Source organism: Mesorhizobium sp. M1252 (assembly GCF_040318265.1).
GTDB lineage: Bacteria > Pseudomonadota > Alphaproteobacteria > Rhizobiales > Rhizobiaceae > Mesorhizobium.
Genome location: NZ_JAMYLX010000006.1, coordinates 61,011 through 76,575, shown reverse-complemented (window position 1 = coordinate 76,575; position 15,565 = coordinate 61,011). Strand labels below are relative to the sequence as shown.

The 15,565-nt window shown below is 64.0% G+C and carries 11 protein-coding genes; 6 read left to right on the top strand and 5 right to left on the bottom strand.

Features of this window, described 5'->3' with window-relative positions:
- Nucleotides 1-5: 5 nt before the first annotated feature.
- Together NKH22_RS13960 and NKH22_RS13955 are read left to right on the top strand one after the other, a co-directional pair.
- A complete protein-coding gene (locus NKH22_RS13960) occupies nucleotides 6-2,960 on the top strand; it encodes a bifunctional [glutamine synthetase] adenylyltransferase/[glutamine synthetase]-adenylyl-L-tyrosine phosphorylase (protein ID WP_502908570.1) in 2,955 nt (984 codons plus the stop codon).
- Nucleotides 2,961-3,025: 65 nt separating this feature from the next.
- Entirely contained in the window at nucleotides 3,026-3,499 is a 474-nt protein-coding gene (locus NKH22_RS13955) for an EF-hand domain-containing protein (protein ID WP_023670188.1), read from the top strand.
- Nucleotides 3,500-3,603: 104 nt separating this feature from the next.
- Here NKH22_RS13955 and NKH22_RS13950 read toward each other — a convergent pair whose 3' ends face one another.
- Nucleotides 3,604-5,925 (bottom strand): PAS domain-containing sensor histidine kinase, encoded by a 2,322-nt coding sequence (locus NKH22_RS13950; protein WP_023670189.1) that lies wholly within the window; start codon nucleotides 5,923-5,925, stop codon nucleotides 3,604-3,606.
- Between the two features lie 310 nt (nucleotides 5,926-6,235).
- Nucleotides 6,236-8,875: an aminopeptidase N gene (pepN, locus tag NKH22_RS13945; RefSeq protein ID WP_023732017.1), complete on the bottom strand. Its 2,640-nt coding sequence runs from the start codon at nucleotides 8,873-8,875 to the stop codon at nucleotides 6,236-6,238.
- 37 nt (nucleotides 8,876-8,912) lie between these two features.
- Between pepN and NKH22_RS13940 the strand changes: the two genes are divergently transcribed.
- The gene (locus NKH22_RS13940) at nucleotides 8,913-9,125 is read left to right on the top strand and encodes a hypothetical protein (protein WP_155921555.1); all 213 of its coding nucleotides are present in this window, start codon (nucleotides 8,913-8,915) and stop codon (nucleotides 9,123-9,125) included.
- A gap of 170 nt (nucleotides 9,126-9,295) precedes the next feature.
- Complete coding sequence (locus NKH22_RS13935; RefSeq protein ID WP_023687251.1) at nucleotides 9,296-10,198, top strand: DMT family transporter; 903 nt, start codon at nucleotides 9,296-9,298, stop codon at nucleotides 10,196-10,198.
- A gap of 19 nt (nucleotides 10,199-10,217) precedes the next feature.
- Here the strand turns inward: NKH22_RS13935 and NKH22_RS13930 are convergent, their stop codons facing one another.
- The 3 genes from NKH22_RS13930 to NKH22_RS13920 all read right to left on the bottom strand — a co-directional run bounded on the left by NKH22_RS13930 (nucleotide 10,218) and on the right by NKH22_RS13920 (nucleotide 12,838).
- The gene (locus tag NKH22_RS13930; RefSeq protein ID WP_023687252.1) at nucleotides 10,218-11,030 is read right to left on the bottom strand and encodes a helix-turn-helix domain-containing protein; all 813 of its coding nucleotides are present in this window, start codon (nucleotides 11,028-11,030) and stop codon (nucleotides 10,218-10,220) included.
- A gap of 233 nt (nucleotides 11,031-11,263) precedes the next feature.
- The gene (locus NKH22_RS13925; protein ID WP_023670194.1) at nucleotides 11,264-12,142 is read right to left on the bottom strand and encodes a uracil-DNA glycosylase; all 879 of its coding nucleotides are present in this window, start codon (nucleotides 12,140-12,142) and stop codon (nucleotides 11,264-11,266) included.
- Between the two features lie 141 nt (nucleotides 12,143-12,283).
- Nucleotides 12,284-12,838, bottom strand: coding sequence for a hypothetical protein (locus NKH22_RS13920; RefSeq protein WP_023698594.1), 555 nt, complete (start codon nucleotides 12,836-12,838; stop codon nucleotides 12,284-12,286).
- 302 nt (nucleotides 12,839-13,140) lie between these two features.
- Between NKH22_RS13920 and NKH22_RS13915 the strand changes: the two genes are divergently transcribed.
- Nucleotides 13,141-14,820, top strand: a complete 1,680-nt coding sequence (locus tag NKH22_RS13915; protein ID WP_023692823.1) for an electron transfer flavoprotein-ubiquinone oxidoreductase — start codon at nucleotides 13,141-13,143, stop codon at nucleotides 14,818-14,820.
- Nucleotides 14,821-14,964: 144 nt separating this feature from the next.
- Nucleotides 14,965-15,564, top strand: a complete 600-nt coding sequence (locus tag NKH22_RS13910; protein WP_023692824.1) for a DUF922 domain-containing protein — start codon at nucleotides 14,965-14,967, stop codon at nucleotides 15,562-15,564.
- Nucleotide 15,565 lies beyond the last annotated feature (1 nt).

Below are 15,565 nucleotides of genomic sequence, written 5' to 3'. Positions count from 1 at the left end.
TGAGGATGGCTGCGAAACGGATCGAGACCGAATGGCGCCTGCAACTGGCGGCGCAGCTCGCGCCGCTGGATGAGGCCCGCGCCCGGCGTGAACTGTCGGAGATCGCTGGCGATGCCAAGGACGAGAACCTGCCGCGGCTGGCGAAATTCCTAGGAGGCAAGGGCACCGCACAGGAGTTTCTCGCTGCCGTCTTCGATCTCTCGCCCTTCCTCCGCGATGTTGCGCGCCGCCGGCCGCGATTCCTCGACGCGCTGTTCGATGGCAGTGTCGAGGCTCGGCTGCTCGCCATCGCCGAAGCGATCGGCAAGGCCGCCTTTTCCGAGACCGTTTCCGAATCCAGCCTGATGATGGAACTCAGGCAGTGGAAGGGTGAAGCTCACTTCCTGATCGCACTTGCAGACCTCTCCGGCGAGGCCGATGCCGCGCTGACGGTAAGGCGCCTCAGCAATCTCGCCGATGCCTGCACCTGCGCGGCGGTCGACTTCCTGCTGCGCGAGGCGCACAGCCAAGGCAAGCTCAAATTGCCCGATCCCGAAAATCCGTCACGGCAATCCGGCTGGATCGTGCTCGGCATGGGCAAGCTTGGCGCGCATGAACTGAATTTCTCCTCCGACATCGACCTCGTCGTCTTCTTCGATCCGGATGCGCCGGCGATCGTCGATCCGCTCGACGCCACAGAGCTGTTTGCGCGCCTGACCCGCAGGCTGGTCCGCATCCTGCAGGACCGCACCGGGCACGGCTATGTCTTCCGCACCGATTTGAGGCTTCGTCCCGATCCAGGCTCGACGCCGCTGGCGATCCCGGTCGAGGGAGCACTTCGCTACTATGAGGCGCGCGGCCAGAACTGGGAGCGCGCCGCCATGATCAAGGCGCGTCCCGTGGCCGGCGATCTCGATGCCGGGGACGCGTTCCTGCGGGAATTGCAGCCCTATGTCTGGCGCAAATACATGGACTATGCGGCGATCGCCGACGTTCATTCGATCAAGCGCCAGATCCATGCCCACAAGGGTCATGGCGAGATCGCGGTCAAAGGACACAACGTCAAGCTCGGCCGCGGCGGCATTCGCGAAATCGAATTCTTCGTCCAGACCCAGCAACTGATCGCCGGCGGCCGTTTTCCGGAGCTGCGCGGCCGCGAGACTGTGCCGATGCTGGGTGCGCTGGCGGCGCGCAACTGGATCACCGCCGATGCACGCGACGCGCTCACGCAGCAATATTGGTTTCTGCGCGGCGTGGAACACGCCATCCAGATGGTCGCCGACGAGCAGACGCATATTCTGCCCGACGATGATGAAGGGCTGGAACGCATCGCCCATATGCTGGGCTTTGCCGATGCCGCCAGATTTGCCGAAACCTTTCGCGCGGCTTTGCATGAGGTCGAGCGCCATTACGCCGCGCTGTTCGAGACCGCGCCTGAATTGTCGGCCGGCGTCGGCAATCTGGTCTTCACCGGCGATGTCGACGATCCCGACACGCTGCAGACCTTGCATGGCCTTGGCTTCCAGCGGCCAAGCGACATCTGCCGCGTCATTCGGGGCTGGCATTTCGGCCGCTATCGCGCCACCCAGTCGGCGGAAGCGCGCGAGCGGCTGACCGAACTGACGCCGGCGCTGCTCAAAGCCTTCGGCCAGACGCGCCGGGCCGACGAGGCGCTGGTTCGCTTCGATGAATTCCTCGCCGGCCTGCCCGCCGGCATCCAGCTGTTTTCGCTGCTGCAGTCGAATCCCGCTCTGCTGAAGCTTATGGCGACGATCATGGGCGCCGCGCCTCGGCTGGCGGCAATCATCACAAGGCGCCCGCATGTCTTCGACGGTCTGCTCGACCCGGCGCTGCTCACCGAACTGCCCAACCGCGCCTATCTCTCAGCGCGGTTGGCCGCTTTCATCGAAGGCGACCGGGCTTATGAGGACGTGCTCGACCGTTTGCGCATCTTTGCCTCCGAGCAGAAATTCCTGATCGGTGTCAGGCTGCTCGCCGGCTCGATCGACCCGGCGCGCGCCGGCCGCGCCTTTTCCGATCTCGCCGACCTCACCATCGACGCCGCATTGCAGGCGGTGACCACCGAATTCGCGCTGCGTCATGGCCGCATCGCCGGCGGCACCGTGTCGCTGCTCGGCATGGGCAAACTCGGCAGCCGCGAGCTCACCGCCGGCTCCGATGTCGACCTCATTCTGCTCTACGACCACGACGCGAATGCCGACGAGTCCGACGGCGACAAGCCGCTCGCACCATCGCACTACTATACCAGGATGACGCAGCGGCTGATCGCGGCTGTCTCGGCGCCGACCGCCGAAGGCGTTCTCTACGAGCTCGATTTGCGCTTGCGGCCATCCGGCAACAAGGGGCCGGTGGCCACCCACATCGATGCCTTCAAGAAATACCAGCGCCAGGAGGCCTGGACCTGGGAGCACATGGCGCTGGCCCGGGGGCGCGCCATCGGCGGCGACGCGGCCCTTTGCGCCGAGGTCGAGGCCGAGGTGGCGGCACTTCTGGCCTTGCCGCGCGACGCCGCCAAGGTGAGGGCGGAGGCATCCGAGATGCGCGCGCTGATCGAGAAGGAAAAATCGCCGCGCGATCTCTGGGACATCAAGCTCATCTCCGGCGGCCTCATCGACCTCGAATTCATTGCGCAGGTGGCGGTTATAACCGGGCAGGTCGAAGCCGGCCGCAGGGTGACCGCGACCGGCGAAATCCTGGCGCATCTGTCGCCGGATTTCGCCGAGGCCGACGTCAGGCAGCAGCTTTGCGAAGCCTACCAGCTCTATCTGGCGCTGACCCAGATGACGCGGCTTTGCCTCACCGGCGCCTTCGAACGCGATGACGTTCCGCCGGGACTGTCGGATCTGCTTCTGGCGGTGACTGACCTGCCGGATTTCGGTGTGCTGGAAGCACACCTCAAGGAGACGTCGCAAAAGGTCAGAAAGGATTTCGACCTTTTGCTTCGTACGAAACGGTTGTGAGGGCGTGAAGCGCTGGCGGCTGTTTCGGATCGCATCGGGGGTGACGATGCAACAGGAGAATACCCATGAGAAAGACAACCGGACTTGCCCTTGCCTTCGTCGCGCTTGCCGGCGCCGTCGGCACCACCGCCTATGCCGAGAACAATGCCAGCGCCAGAATGCGCGAGGGCACCATGATGCGCCTCGACAAGGCGATGAAGGATTCCAACGGCACCATCAGCTTCGACCAGTTTTCCGACGCCATGAACGCGCGGCTGAAGAAGCTGGTCGCCGATAATGGCGGCAAGCTGACAGTCGCCCAGCTCGCTGACGCGCTGGAGAAGGCGCGGTTCGAGGAAATGGCCAAGCGCATAGTTGCCCGCTACGACAGCAAGGGCGACGGCACGCTGACCACGGACGACATCACCGGGCGCGAGAAAAAGGTGTTCGCCATGCTCGACCGCAACAATGACGGCAAGATCGAGCGCAACGAACTCCCAAAGAAAGGCCGCATGGGCCGCCACCACCAATGGGACGGCGGCGACGACAGCATGGAGTGAAATGGCGATATGTCTCCGGCGGCGAAAGCCGCCGGAGCCCTTACATGACCGGGGCTACTCAGTCCTTGAACGCGGCGGAGAGCACCGCTCGCATTGGCGGGCCGTCAGGCCGCCGCCTTTACCGCCGGCTGCGCCTTCTTCACCGGAATGCGCACCGACACGATCGTGCCGACGCCTTCGGTCGAGCGGATTTTCAGCGCGCCGCCCTGCAGCTCGGCCAGCGAGCGCGAGATGGCAAGGCCGAGGCCGGAGCCGGCGTGGTTCTTCGAAAACTGGTTCTGCACCTGTTCGAAGGGGCGGCCGAGCTTGCTCAGTGCCTCCTTCGGAATGCCGCAGCCATTGTCCTCGATGGTCAGCACCAGAGCGCCTGACGTGTTGCGGGCGCGCACCGAGATATGGCCGCCCTGGCCGGTGAACTTCACCGCATTCGACAGCAGATTGATGGCGATCTGCTTGATCGCCCGGCGGTCGGCGAACAGCGTCATCGTATCGGCGATGCGGGTTTCGACGGTGATCGACTTCTCCGCCGCCTGCAGCGAGATCACCCGCACCGTCTCGCGGATCAGCGGGCAGAGATCGATTTCCTCGCGGTCCACCGAGAACTGGCCGGCCTCGATCTTCGACATGTCGAGTATGTCGTTGATGACGCCCAGCAGATATTTGCCGCTGCCGTTGATGTCGTTGGCATATTCCTCGTAACGCGGCGAACCGAGCGGCCCGAACAGGCCCTGTTCCATCAGTTCGGAGAACCCGATGATGGCGTTGAGCGGCGTGCGCAGTTCATGCGACATGTTGGCCAGGAACTCGGACTTGGCCCGGTTGGCGGCCTCGGCGCGCTCGGTTTCCTTCATGTATTCGCGGTTGAGCTCCACCAGCTCCTTGGCGCGTTCTTCTTCCGCGCGGCGGGCGAGGCTGAGGTCGTGGATGGTCGCCATCAGCCGGCGCTCGCTGTCGACCAGCTTTTCCTGGTGCAGCTTGATCTGGGTGATGTCGGAGCCGACGGAGACGGTGCCGCCGTCCCGGGTCCTCAGTTCATTGACCTGCAGCCAGCGGCCATCGGAAAGCTGCCGCTCGAACGTCGCGCCGCCTTGTGGCCCGTTGGTGTTGGCCAGCCGCCGTTCCGAGGCGAAGGCCAGCATGCGCTCTTCCAGCACGGCGCGCGCTGCACCTGGCATGACGTCGCGGTCCGACAAGCCGTTGTCCTTCTGGTATTTGGAATTGCACATGATCAGCCGCTGAGCGGCATCCCACAACACGAAGGATTCGTTGATGTTTTCGATCGCGGTCCGCAGGCGCAGGTCGGCCGCCTCCGAGCGCAGCGCCAGATGCCGCTGTTCGGTGACGTCGACGGCGATGCCGATCAGCTGGATCTCCGGCGCTTCCGGGTCGATCACCTGGGCCCTGGCGCGCATCCACACCCACTGGCCGTCGGCGTGACGCATCCGGAACACCTGGTCGATATGGTCGATCTCGCGCTCGACGATTTTGTTGGCGAGCTCGAACAGGTCGCCGTCTTCGGGGTGGATGATGTCGTCGACTTCGCCGAACGACAGCATCGAGTTGCAGGGCTCGTAGCCCAGCATGTCGTACATCGAGCGCGACCAGTACATCTTGCCGCGCACCATGTCCCAGTCCCACAGGCCGCAGCGACCGCGCACCAGCGCCATGTCGATGCGCTGATGGGCTTCGAGATAGATGCGGTCGGCTGTCTGGGCGCGCGATGCCTGGCCGAAATAGGCGTAGAGGATGATGATCAGCACGCCGGCTGTCAGCACAAACAGCGTGACGTTGAGCGAGACGGTCTTGCGCCAGTTGTCGAACACCGCTTCCTGCGGCACCAGCACGGCGGCGGCGTTCTTGCGGTCCCGGGTCAGGCTCACCGCCGCGTACCAGTCCTGGCCGCCGATGCTGACATCCATGACCCCGGCGCGGTCGCCGAACATGAACAGCGGCTGGCCGTCCAGCACCAGGCTGTCCAGCGATCGCCCTTGCCAGCCGGTCGACAGCGGCGACACGGCAATGATCTTGAAGGCACTGTCGGTGATCACAAGCACATGGCTTCTGCCCATGGCGCCCTGGCGGCTCGTGCTTTCCAGAAGATCAATTGCACCGCTGGATGCCGCGGTCGGGTCGGCCGAGATTGCGTTCGCCATCTGGCCGGCGGCGAGACCCAGCACCGCCTTGCCGTCGCGCTCGGCCTCGTCGCGCTCGTTCATCAGCGACAGCACGCGCAGTGCGGCGATGACGATCAGGAAGATGATGATGAGAGCCGGTATCGAACGGCGCAGAAGGGGTTCGGCAGCCAGGAGCCGCCGGTAGGCTGGTTCAGCGATGAGCCGCGTATTGCCGGCGAGGCCGTCGCCTCGCGCCTTGCGCCGCTCAAAAGCCGTCCCTTCGGGCGCGCCCCACGCGTCCGCCTTGGCCATAAATGGCACTCCCCGAATTTCCGTACGCTTGACGATCCGGCAACACCGCAAATCCGAATCGTCTGTAAAGAATCAAAGGTGATTCGCCTTGTCCAGAGGCGCGGCCGAAAAACATTAAAAATTGATTGAAATAACGCTGAAATCCCTCCCCTTGAGGGGAGGGTGGCCCGAAGGGCCGGGTGGGGTCCTCGGCGAAGCGCTCGACTCTCTCAATCACGGTCGAAGTTGGTCGAGGTCGCGCACTGCCGCAACGACCCCACCCGTCCATCCGCCTTCGGCGGCTGTCCACCGTCCCCTCAAGGGGGAGGGATCAGGCCAGCGTTCGCTCCACAATGTCCCGCAAATCCGCCGACAGGTTCTCGGCACCGGCGATGGCCAGCAGCGCTTCCCTGGCCTTGGCTTGCCTGCCCGGCTCCAGCGAGCGCCACGAGCGCAGCGCTGTCGCCAGCCTGGCCGCCACTTGCGGATTGCGTTTTTCAACCTCGAGTACGGTCTGGGTAAAAAACCGGTAGCCTTCGCCATCGGCGCGGTGGAAGCCGGTCTGGTTGGCGCTGGCGAATGTGCCGACCAGCGAGCGCACCCGGTTCGGATTGGCCATCGAGAAAGCTGCGTGACCAGTCAGCTCGCGTACCGTGTCGACTGTCCGGCGTCCCGGCACGCTGGCCTGGATCTGGAACCATTTGTCCATGACCAGCGGATCGGCGCCATAACGCGCCTCGAAATCGGCCAGCGCCTTGATCGCCTCCGGCGAACCGTCATGGCGGTGCGCAAGGACGGTCAGCGCTGCGGCGCGGTCGGTCATGTTGGTCGCGGTTTCGAAATGCCGGGCGGCGAGCGCAGCACCTTTCGGCAGCAGCGAGAGGTAGTCGAGCAGGATGTTGCGCAGCGCGCGGCGTCCCGCACTTGCCGCGTCGGGGCTGAACGGCCCGTCGCCGGCGAGGCGGCCGTATAGGTCGGTGAACGTTTGCTGATTGGCGCGCGCGATTGCCAGCGCCAACGCCTCGCGAGCGGCAAAGATGGCGTCGGGATCGATGTTCGTGCCGATGTCGCGGGCAATGTCGGCCTCGCCCGGAAGTGACAGCGCCAGCGCCCGGTAGGCAGGTTCCAGGGTCTCGTCGCCGGCGATCTTGCCGGCAAGTCCGGTCAGCCTGGCGGTGAAAGCCGGCTTCGCGCCGCCGAGGATCTGGCGGAAGGCCGCTATCAGCGCATCGGTGAGCAGCGTGTTGAACGCCTGCCAGCGCGCGAAGGCATCGCTGTCATGGCCGGCGAGGAAGAACTGGTCGTCGGCCTTCTGCTCGACCGAAAGTGTGATCGGCGCCGAAAAGCCGCGATTGAGCGACACCGCCGGCCGCTCGGCGACGCCTGAGAAGCGCACCATATGTCGGCGCTTGCGGATATGGATGACACCGTCTTCGACGGTGGCGCCTTCGACGCCGCCATAGGCGACCGGTTCGCCGCCGGCGCCGACCAAGCCGAAGGCGAGCGGAATGTGCATCAGGCGCTTGCGGCTCTCCGACGGTGTCGGCGGCACCGACTGCTCGATCTCGAGGGTAAACTCGCGCGTCGCCGGATTGTGCGTCGAACTGACGGTCAGGTTCGGGGTGCCCGCCTGGTGATACCAGAGCGCGAACTGAGACAGGTCGCGCCCGGAGGCGTCCTCGAACACCTTCAGGAAGTCCTCGATCGTCGCGGCCTCGCCATCATGGCGCTCGAAATAGAGGTCCATGCCGGCGCGGAAAGCCTCGGCCCCGAGAATCGTGCGGATCATGCGCACGACTTCCGAGCCTTTTTCGTAGACCGTCGCCGTGTAGAAATTGTTGATCTCGCGGTAGCGGCGCGGCCGTACCGGATGCGCCAGCGGTCCCTGGTCCTCGGGGAATTGGTGCGCCCTGAGCGTGCGCACTTCGGCGATGCGCTTGACCGCACGCGAGCGCTGGTCGGCGGAGAATTCATGGTCGCGAAAGACCGTCAGCCCTTCCTTAAGGCAGAGCTGGAACCAGTCGCGGCAGGTGATCCTGTTGCCGGTCCAGTTGTGGAAATACTCATGCGCGATGATCGCCTCGATATTGGCGAAATCGGCATCGGTGGCGGTTTCCCGGTCGGCCAGCACATACTTGTCGTTGAAGATATTGAGGCCCTTGTTCTCCATGGCCCCCATGTTGAAGTCGGAAACGGCGACGATGTTGAAGACGTCGAGGTCGTATTCGCGGCCGAAGGCCTGCTCGTCCCATTGCATCGAGCGCTTCAGCGCGTCCATGGCGTAGCCGGCAAGCCCCTCCTTGCCTGGCTCGACATAGATGCCGAGTTCGACCTCGCGCCCGGACATGGTGACGAAACTGTCCGCAACCTTGCCGAGATTGCCGGCCACGAGCGCAAACAGATAGGACGGCTTGGGGAAGGGGTCGTCCCAGACTGCAAAGTGCCAGCCGTCGGCAAGCGCGCCGCTTTCGACCGGATTGCCGTTGGAAAGCAACAGCGGCGCTTCGTCCAACCTTGCCTCGATACGCACGGTATAGACCGACAGGATGTCGGGGCGGTCGAGGAAATAGGTGATGCGGCGAAAGCCCTCGGCCTCGCATTGCGTGCAATAGACATTGCTGGAGCGGTAGAGGCCCATCAGCGCCTCATTGCTGGCCGGCGCGATCTCGGTCTCGAGCAGCAGCTGGAAACGGGCCGGCGGCCTCAAAATGGTCAGCTGGTCCGGCGTGGCGAGATACTCGGCCGGGGCAAGCTCGCGACCGTCGATGGCAATGCGCTTGAGCACCAGCCCGTCGCCGTCCAGCACCAGCGACGTCGAGACGGCGGCGCCATCGCGGCGTTCGATCGTCAGCACTGCGGTGACACGCGTTGCGTCTGGCGAAAGGCGGAAGGTGAGGCCGGTTTGCGGGATGGAAAAGTCGTTGGGGCGGTAGTCTTCGAGCTTGAAGACCTGGCCGGTATCGGTTCGCATTCCCTTGGGTTTCCCTGTCGCTATCGGAGCCGCTGACGTGTCCTGGCCCATTAAATCTAAAGTTGCGCGCTCTTTACACGAAACGGTCACTCGACAAAACTGCGCCAATGCCTATTTCGGAGCGTTCCCCTTCCGCCATTATCGTGAGGCCTTGATGACCGTCGTCACATCGAAGTTCGGCATGGGCGCCTGTTTACCGCGTCGTTCGACGCGCATCTCAGCGGAGATCCGGGAAGCAACAAAACAGTGAAAGCCGGCCCTGGAGACGAAGCGGGCGGGAAACTGTCCGATCATCCCGGCGCGCATCGGCCCAAAAATCAATGTCGATTTTTGGAAAGCACGATGCGCAGATTTAAAGTGTCAGAGCGTCCTTTACGCGTCGAAGACGACGCGCGGCGCTCTAATGTTCTCACCGGGATCATGCTCAAGGTCATGTCGGTGGCGGTCTTTGTCGGCATGCAAACCTGCATCAAGGCCGCCGGCACTTTGCCGGCCGGCCAGATCGTCTTCTTCCGCTCCTTCTTCGCCATCTTCCCGATCATCGCCTTCCTGGCCTTCAAGAGAAAACTGGGCACGGCGTTCGCCACCAAACGCCCGCTGAACCACATTGCGCGCGGTGTCGTCGGCGTTTGCGCCATGGGGCTCGGCTTCTTTGCGCTGACCCGGCTGCCGCTGCCTGAGGCGATCACGCTGAACTATGCCCAGCCTTTGCTGGTGGTGGTGTTCTCCTCGCTATTCCTCGGCGAAGCCATTCGCGTCTATCGCTGGAGCGCGGTTGCGGTCGGTCTGGTCGGCGTGCTGATCATCTCCTGGCCGGAGCTGACGCTGCTCACGTCGGGCGTCGCGCTCGGCGACCAGGAGGTGCTGGGCGTCATCGCTGCTCTTGTTTCTGCAGCAATCTCCGCCAATGCCATCCTGCTCGTGCGCAATCTTGTCCAGACTGAACGAACAGCGACCATCGTGTTGTGGTTCTCGGCGACGGCGAGTGTCATGGCGCTGCTTACGCTGCCCTTCGGCTGGCAGGCGCTGACGCCGCTGCAGGCCGGTCTGCTGGTCGCAGCAGGGTTCTGTGGCGGGCTGGCGCAGATTTTGATGACGGCGGCGTACCGCCATGCCGAAGCTTCGGTGGTGGCGCCGTTCGAATACACCTCGATGATCCTCGGCGTGGTCGTCGGCTATTTCGCCTTTGGCGATATCGCCACCATCAACACGCTCGTCGGCGGTGTGATCGTCGTTGCCGCCGGCATGTTCATCATCTGGCGCGAGCGCCAACTCGGCCTGGAACGCACCCGAACGCGCAAGGCAGCGCCACCACAGGGGTGAGGAGGTCCGCGGGGTTGGCTCAGTTAGCTTCCGCACGTTCCTTCGCCAGCCGCACCAGCACCGCTCGCGTCTGCTCGTCGGCCGGGAAGAAAGACTCGATCGCCAGTTCCGACAGCGTCACGTCAAGCGGCGTGCCGAAGACGGTGATGGTGCTGATGAAGGACAGCACCTGGTCGCCATGCGCCAGCCGCAGCGGATGGACGATGCCGTTGGGCTCGACCGGCACCGGCCGCGCACCCTTGAGCCCGGACGGATAGGTTCGCAATTCGCGCTCCAGCTCGACCAGGACGGGATCGCCGGCGGCATCGTTCTGGTGTTTCAGCCGCTCCAGCAGATGCGCCCGCCATTCCGCGAGATTGACGATGCGCGGTGCGATGCCGTTCGGGTGCAGGCTGAGGCGCAGCACATTGACCGGCGGCTGGAGCAGCGACGGCTCGGCAACATCGGCCAGAAACGGGCCGATGGCGGCATTGGCGGAAATCAGGTTCCAGTGCCGGTCGACGGCGAGGGCGGGGAACGGCTCATGCCCTTTGAGCACGCTCTCGACCGCGGCAAGCGCCGGCGCCAGCGTCGTATCTGTGAGTGGCCGCTCGCTGAAGCTCGGGGCAAAGCCGGCAGCCAGCAACAGCTGATTACGCTGCCGCAGCGGAATCTCAAGCTGCTCGGCCAGATGCAGCACCATCTCGCGCGAGGGCGCGGCGCGGCCGCTTTCGACGAAGGAGAGATGACGCTGGGAAATCTCAGCCTCCATTGCGAGATCAAGCTGGCTCATGCGCCGGCGCGTGCGCCATTCGCGGATCAGGCTGCCGGCGGAGGTTTGGGCTGTTGTCATCGGGCAGGATTAAGGCGGCGGGAGAGGGATTTCAATTACGTCGGAGGTTATAGCGGAGGCCGAGGCGAAATCTTCTCCCCCTTTGAGGGGGAGATGGCCGGCAGGCCAGAAGGGGTTCGACGGGATGCGACCTTCTTACGGAAATGGACGTTGGCGCTCCACGCGCAACGACCCCACAGTCGCCTTCGGCGACATCTCCCCCTCCAAGGGCCCTCAAGGGGGAGATCAGCTAGCTAGCCCACCTCTCGCAACTTCGCTTTCACCTCGAGAAAATCCCGCCACGCCAGTTTCTTGTGCGCCGGCGTCCGCAAGAGATAGGCCGGGTGCAACGTCGGCATGGCCGGAATGGCAGTGCCCGACACCGTCGTGTGCACCTGCCAATTGCCGCGCAGGCGCAGGATGCCCTCGGTAGTGTTGAGCAGGGTTTTGGCCGAAGGGCCGCCGAGATTGACCAGGACCTTCGGATTGACCAGCTCTATCTGCCGCTCGATGAAGGGACGGCAGATTTCGGTCTCGTGCGGCGTCGGCGTGCGGTTGCCGGGTGGCCGCCAGGGAATGACGTTGGCGATATAGACCGAAGTCCGGTCAAGCCCGATCGCCGCCAGCATGCGGTCGAGCAGCCGGCCCGAGCGGCCGACGAAGGGCAGGCCCTCAATATCCTCGTCGCGGCCGGGCGCCTCGCCGACCAACATCACCGAACCTTCCGGATTGCCGTCGGCAAAGACCAGGTTCTTGGCGGTGAATTTGAGGTTGCAGCCATCGAACGACGCCATGTGCTGGCGCAGTTCGTCGAGCGTCGAGGCACTTGCCGCCATTTGCCGGGCCAGGGCCGCCTGTGCCTCGTCGGGCACCGTCGCCATGGCCGGAACGGAACGCGCCGGCGCGTCCGGCACCCGGCTTGCGTCCAGCCCGGGGCTGGCGGCGGCTTGTTCCGGAAACTTGTTTTCGCGAGGCGGCGCGGCAGGGGCCGTTGTGCGCTCGGGGCGCTTCGGTGCTGCCCCGGCAAACCGGTTCACCGGCGCGTCCTCCAACGCTTCGTCGACACCGGCAGAGGCGTAGAAGGCGAGCAACTCGGCCAGGTCGGATCGGTTGTTGGGGGAGGCGGCAGTCATACCGGGCACATTCGTCCGCCGAGAGACGATTTGCAAGGTTGGGCGGTTAGTAATCTCCCCCTCAAGGAGGGAGATTACGCGCTCGTCGGCTTTCGCCAATCACGAAGGGCATTTCGTGGCGATTTTCACGGCGTCTGCCGCTTACCCCGTCGGTATCCGCGGATCCTGCACCAGATAGAACGTCCAGCGCGGCGTGTAGTCGGTGATCAGAAACTCGAAGCGTCCCCTCTTCAGCGGGTCGATCTGTCCACTCTTGAACAAGAGCCGGTCATAGGGTTCGAAATCGCGGTCGAAATCGGCGTACGCGCTCGACAGGATGTTGTCGGGCGTCTTGTTGCGCTGGTCGAAGGACAGGCCGTCGCCGAACACGCTCGGCTGGTTGAGTATCTCCTGCAGCTCGAACTGGAATTCGACCCAGGCCTGGCCGCTGTTGTTGAGCACCTCGATACGCATGTACAGGATGCCGTTGGCGAATTCGCCGTTGGTGCTGAACGGCTGGATCGGTTTGGTGGTGCGGATGGTGAGCGTCACCGGCGTTGACGAATTCAGCTCCTCGGAGATGACCAACGGATCTTCCTTGGTGCCGGTGCCCGAGGCGCCGGTGATGTGGAAACCGCCAAGCTCGTCGGAAAAGGAATAGGCGCCGGTCGCCCACACCTTCACCGGCTCGGCCTGAGCGCGAACCGGCGTAAGCATTGAAAGGGCGAGAAGGATCGCTCGGCAGGTCCGGCCGGGCGGAAGGGGGAAGCGCGTCAATGAATAGCCGGACGGCGTGCGCATGGAAATAAGTATGGCCGATAAGAGAGCCGTCGAACAATTAAAATATGGGACGCTGAGCGCGGCCGCGCGCAAAACGCTTGCGGCAGAGTTGTCATCCGCGACTTTTTGTCGAAATCGGCATTGTCACGTCAGCGCCGGTTTCCTGTCGCGGATTGATGCGCTATGCAGCGCAGGAGCCAGCAAAATGCCGGAAACGGTTGGCCAGAGCGGAGGGGTTGATGAGCGAGATCGAACGCGAGAGCATGGAATTCGACGTGGTCATCGTCGGGGCCGGCCCGGCGGGCCTTGCCGCAGCGATCCGTCTCAAGCAGGTCAATCCCGAGCTTTCCGTCGTGGTGTTGGAAAAGGGCGGCGAGGTTGGTGCCCACATTCTGTCAGGCGCCGTCGTCGATCCCATAGGCATCGACCGCCTGTTGCCGGGCTGGCGCGAGGAAGATGGCCACCCCTTCAAGACGCCGGTTACGGCCGACGATTTCCTGGTGCTCGGCCCCGCCGGCTCGTTCCGTCTGCCCAATATCCTGATGCCGCCGCTGATGAACAATCACGGCAACTACATCGTCTCGCTCGGCAATGTCTGCCGCTGGCTGGCAACCAAGGCTGAAGCGCTAGGCGTCGAAATCTATCCGGGCTTTGCTGCCGCCAGCCTCGTCTACAACGATGCCGGCGCGGTCACGGGCGTCGTCACCGGCGACATGGGCGTCGAAAAAGACGGCACACATGGCCCGGGCTTTGCGCCGGGCATGGCGCTGATGGGCAAATACGTGCTGATCGGCGAGGGCGCGCGCGGTTCGCTGTCCAAGCAGCTGATCGCAAAATACAAACTGTCCGACGGCCGTGAGCCCGGCAAGTACGGCATCGGCCTCAAGGAGCTGTGGCAGGTCAAGCCCGAGAACCACCGGCCGGGCCTGGTGCAGCACTCCTTCGGCTGGCCGCTCGACCTGAAGACAGGCGGCGGCTCCTTCCTCTACCACCTCGAGGATAACCAGGTCGCGGTCGGCTTCGTCCTGCATCTCAACTACAAGAACCCCTGGCTGTCGCCCTTCGAGGAATTCCAGCGCTTCAAGACGCATCCGGCGATATCGCGCACCTTCGAGGGCGCCAAGCGCATCGGCTATGGCGCGCGCGCCATTACCGAAGGCGGCTGGCAGTCGGTGCCGAAACTCTCCTTCCCCGGCGGCGTGCTGATGGGGTGTGCGGCGGGCTTCGTCAACGTGCCGCGCATCAAGGGTTCGCACAATGCGGTGCTGTCCGGCATGCTGGCGGCCGAGCATGTCGCGCAAGCGATCGGCTCCGGCCGCGCCAATGACGAGCTGTCGTCTTATGAGGACGCCTGGCGCGCGACCGATATCGGCAAGGATTTGAAGAAGGTCCGCAACGTCAAGCCGCTCTGGTCGCGCTTCGGCACCATTATCGGCGTCGGCCTCGGTGGTCTCGACATGTGGCTGAACACGCTGTTCGGCTTCTCGCCCTTCGGCACGCTGAAACATGGCAAGGCCGATTATGCCACGCTTGAGCCCGCGGCCAAGCACAAGAAGATCGCCTATCCCAAAGCGGACGGCGTGCTGACCTTCGACCGCCTGTCGTCGGTGTTCCTGTCCAACACCAATCACGAGGAAAACGAGCCGGTGCATCTCATCGTCGGCGACATGGAGTTGCAGAAGCGTTCCGAGCATGATGTCTTTGCCGGGCCTTCGACCCGCTATTGCCCGGCCGGTGTTTACGAATGGGTCGACAAGGACGGCAACGCCGCCGCCGATCCGTCTGCCAAGGATGTGCGCTTCGTCATCAACGCGCAGAACTGCGTGCACTGCAAGACCTGCGACATCAAGGATCCCAACCAGAACATCAACTGGGTGCCGCCACAAGGCGGCGAAGGCCCGGTCTATCAGGGCATGTGAGCCTCACCGACCGGGGCCGTCTCAACCAGCAAAAAATCGCCGCGATGGCCGGGTTTACCAAGGCATGTAAGGCGCTCGGCGCCAAAGATTGTTGAAACCGTCGTCTGCTTGTGGTCTCATTGCCGCGTCCATGGGGAAAATGGCATGCGCGTGTTGGTCTTGTTTTGCGTCGCCGTCATAAGCGCGGCCTGCGGCGTCGTCGGGACGGCGTCGGCGGGGGTGAAAACCGTCGTCAAGACGCGAACCTATGACATCACCGGCACGACAGGTGCCGGTCTGGTTATCGCCATGAACCGCAGGGGCCCCAAGCACGGTTTCATGACCCACGCCATCGCGCAGACAAGCTACACCGCCGACTGGAGCCTGGACGTGGGTCAGGTCAACGGCGTCTGCCGCCTGCGCCAGGCCAATGGAACGCTCAACATCGCCTACACCTACCCGCGCGTCGCCTCGGCCGTCACGCCGGCGCTGCGCAAACGCTGGAACCGGTTTTTCACAGGCGTTCTCGCTCATGAAGGAACCCATGGCCGTATCGCCGGGCAGATGATGCAGGCTGCCGAGCGGTCGGTTCGCGGCCTGAAATTTGCCAACGATCCGCAATGCAACAAAACGCGCGTCGAAGCCACGCGGCGCTTGCAAGCCACTTCCAAGCTCTATGAGGCAAAACAGATCGCGTTCGACGCGCGCGAGCACAGTGAAGGCGGCCATGTCGAGCGCATCATCGAGGCCTTGGTAGGCTTGTGAA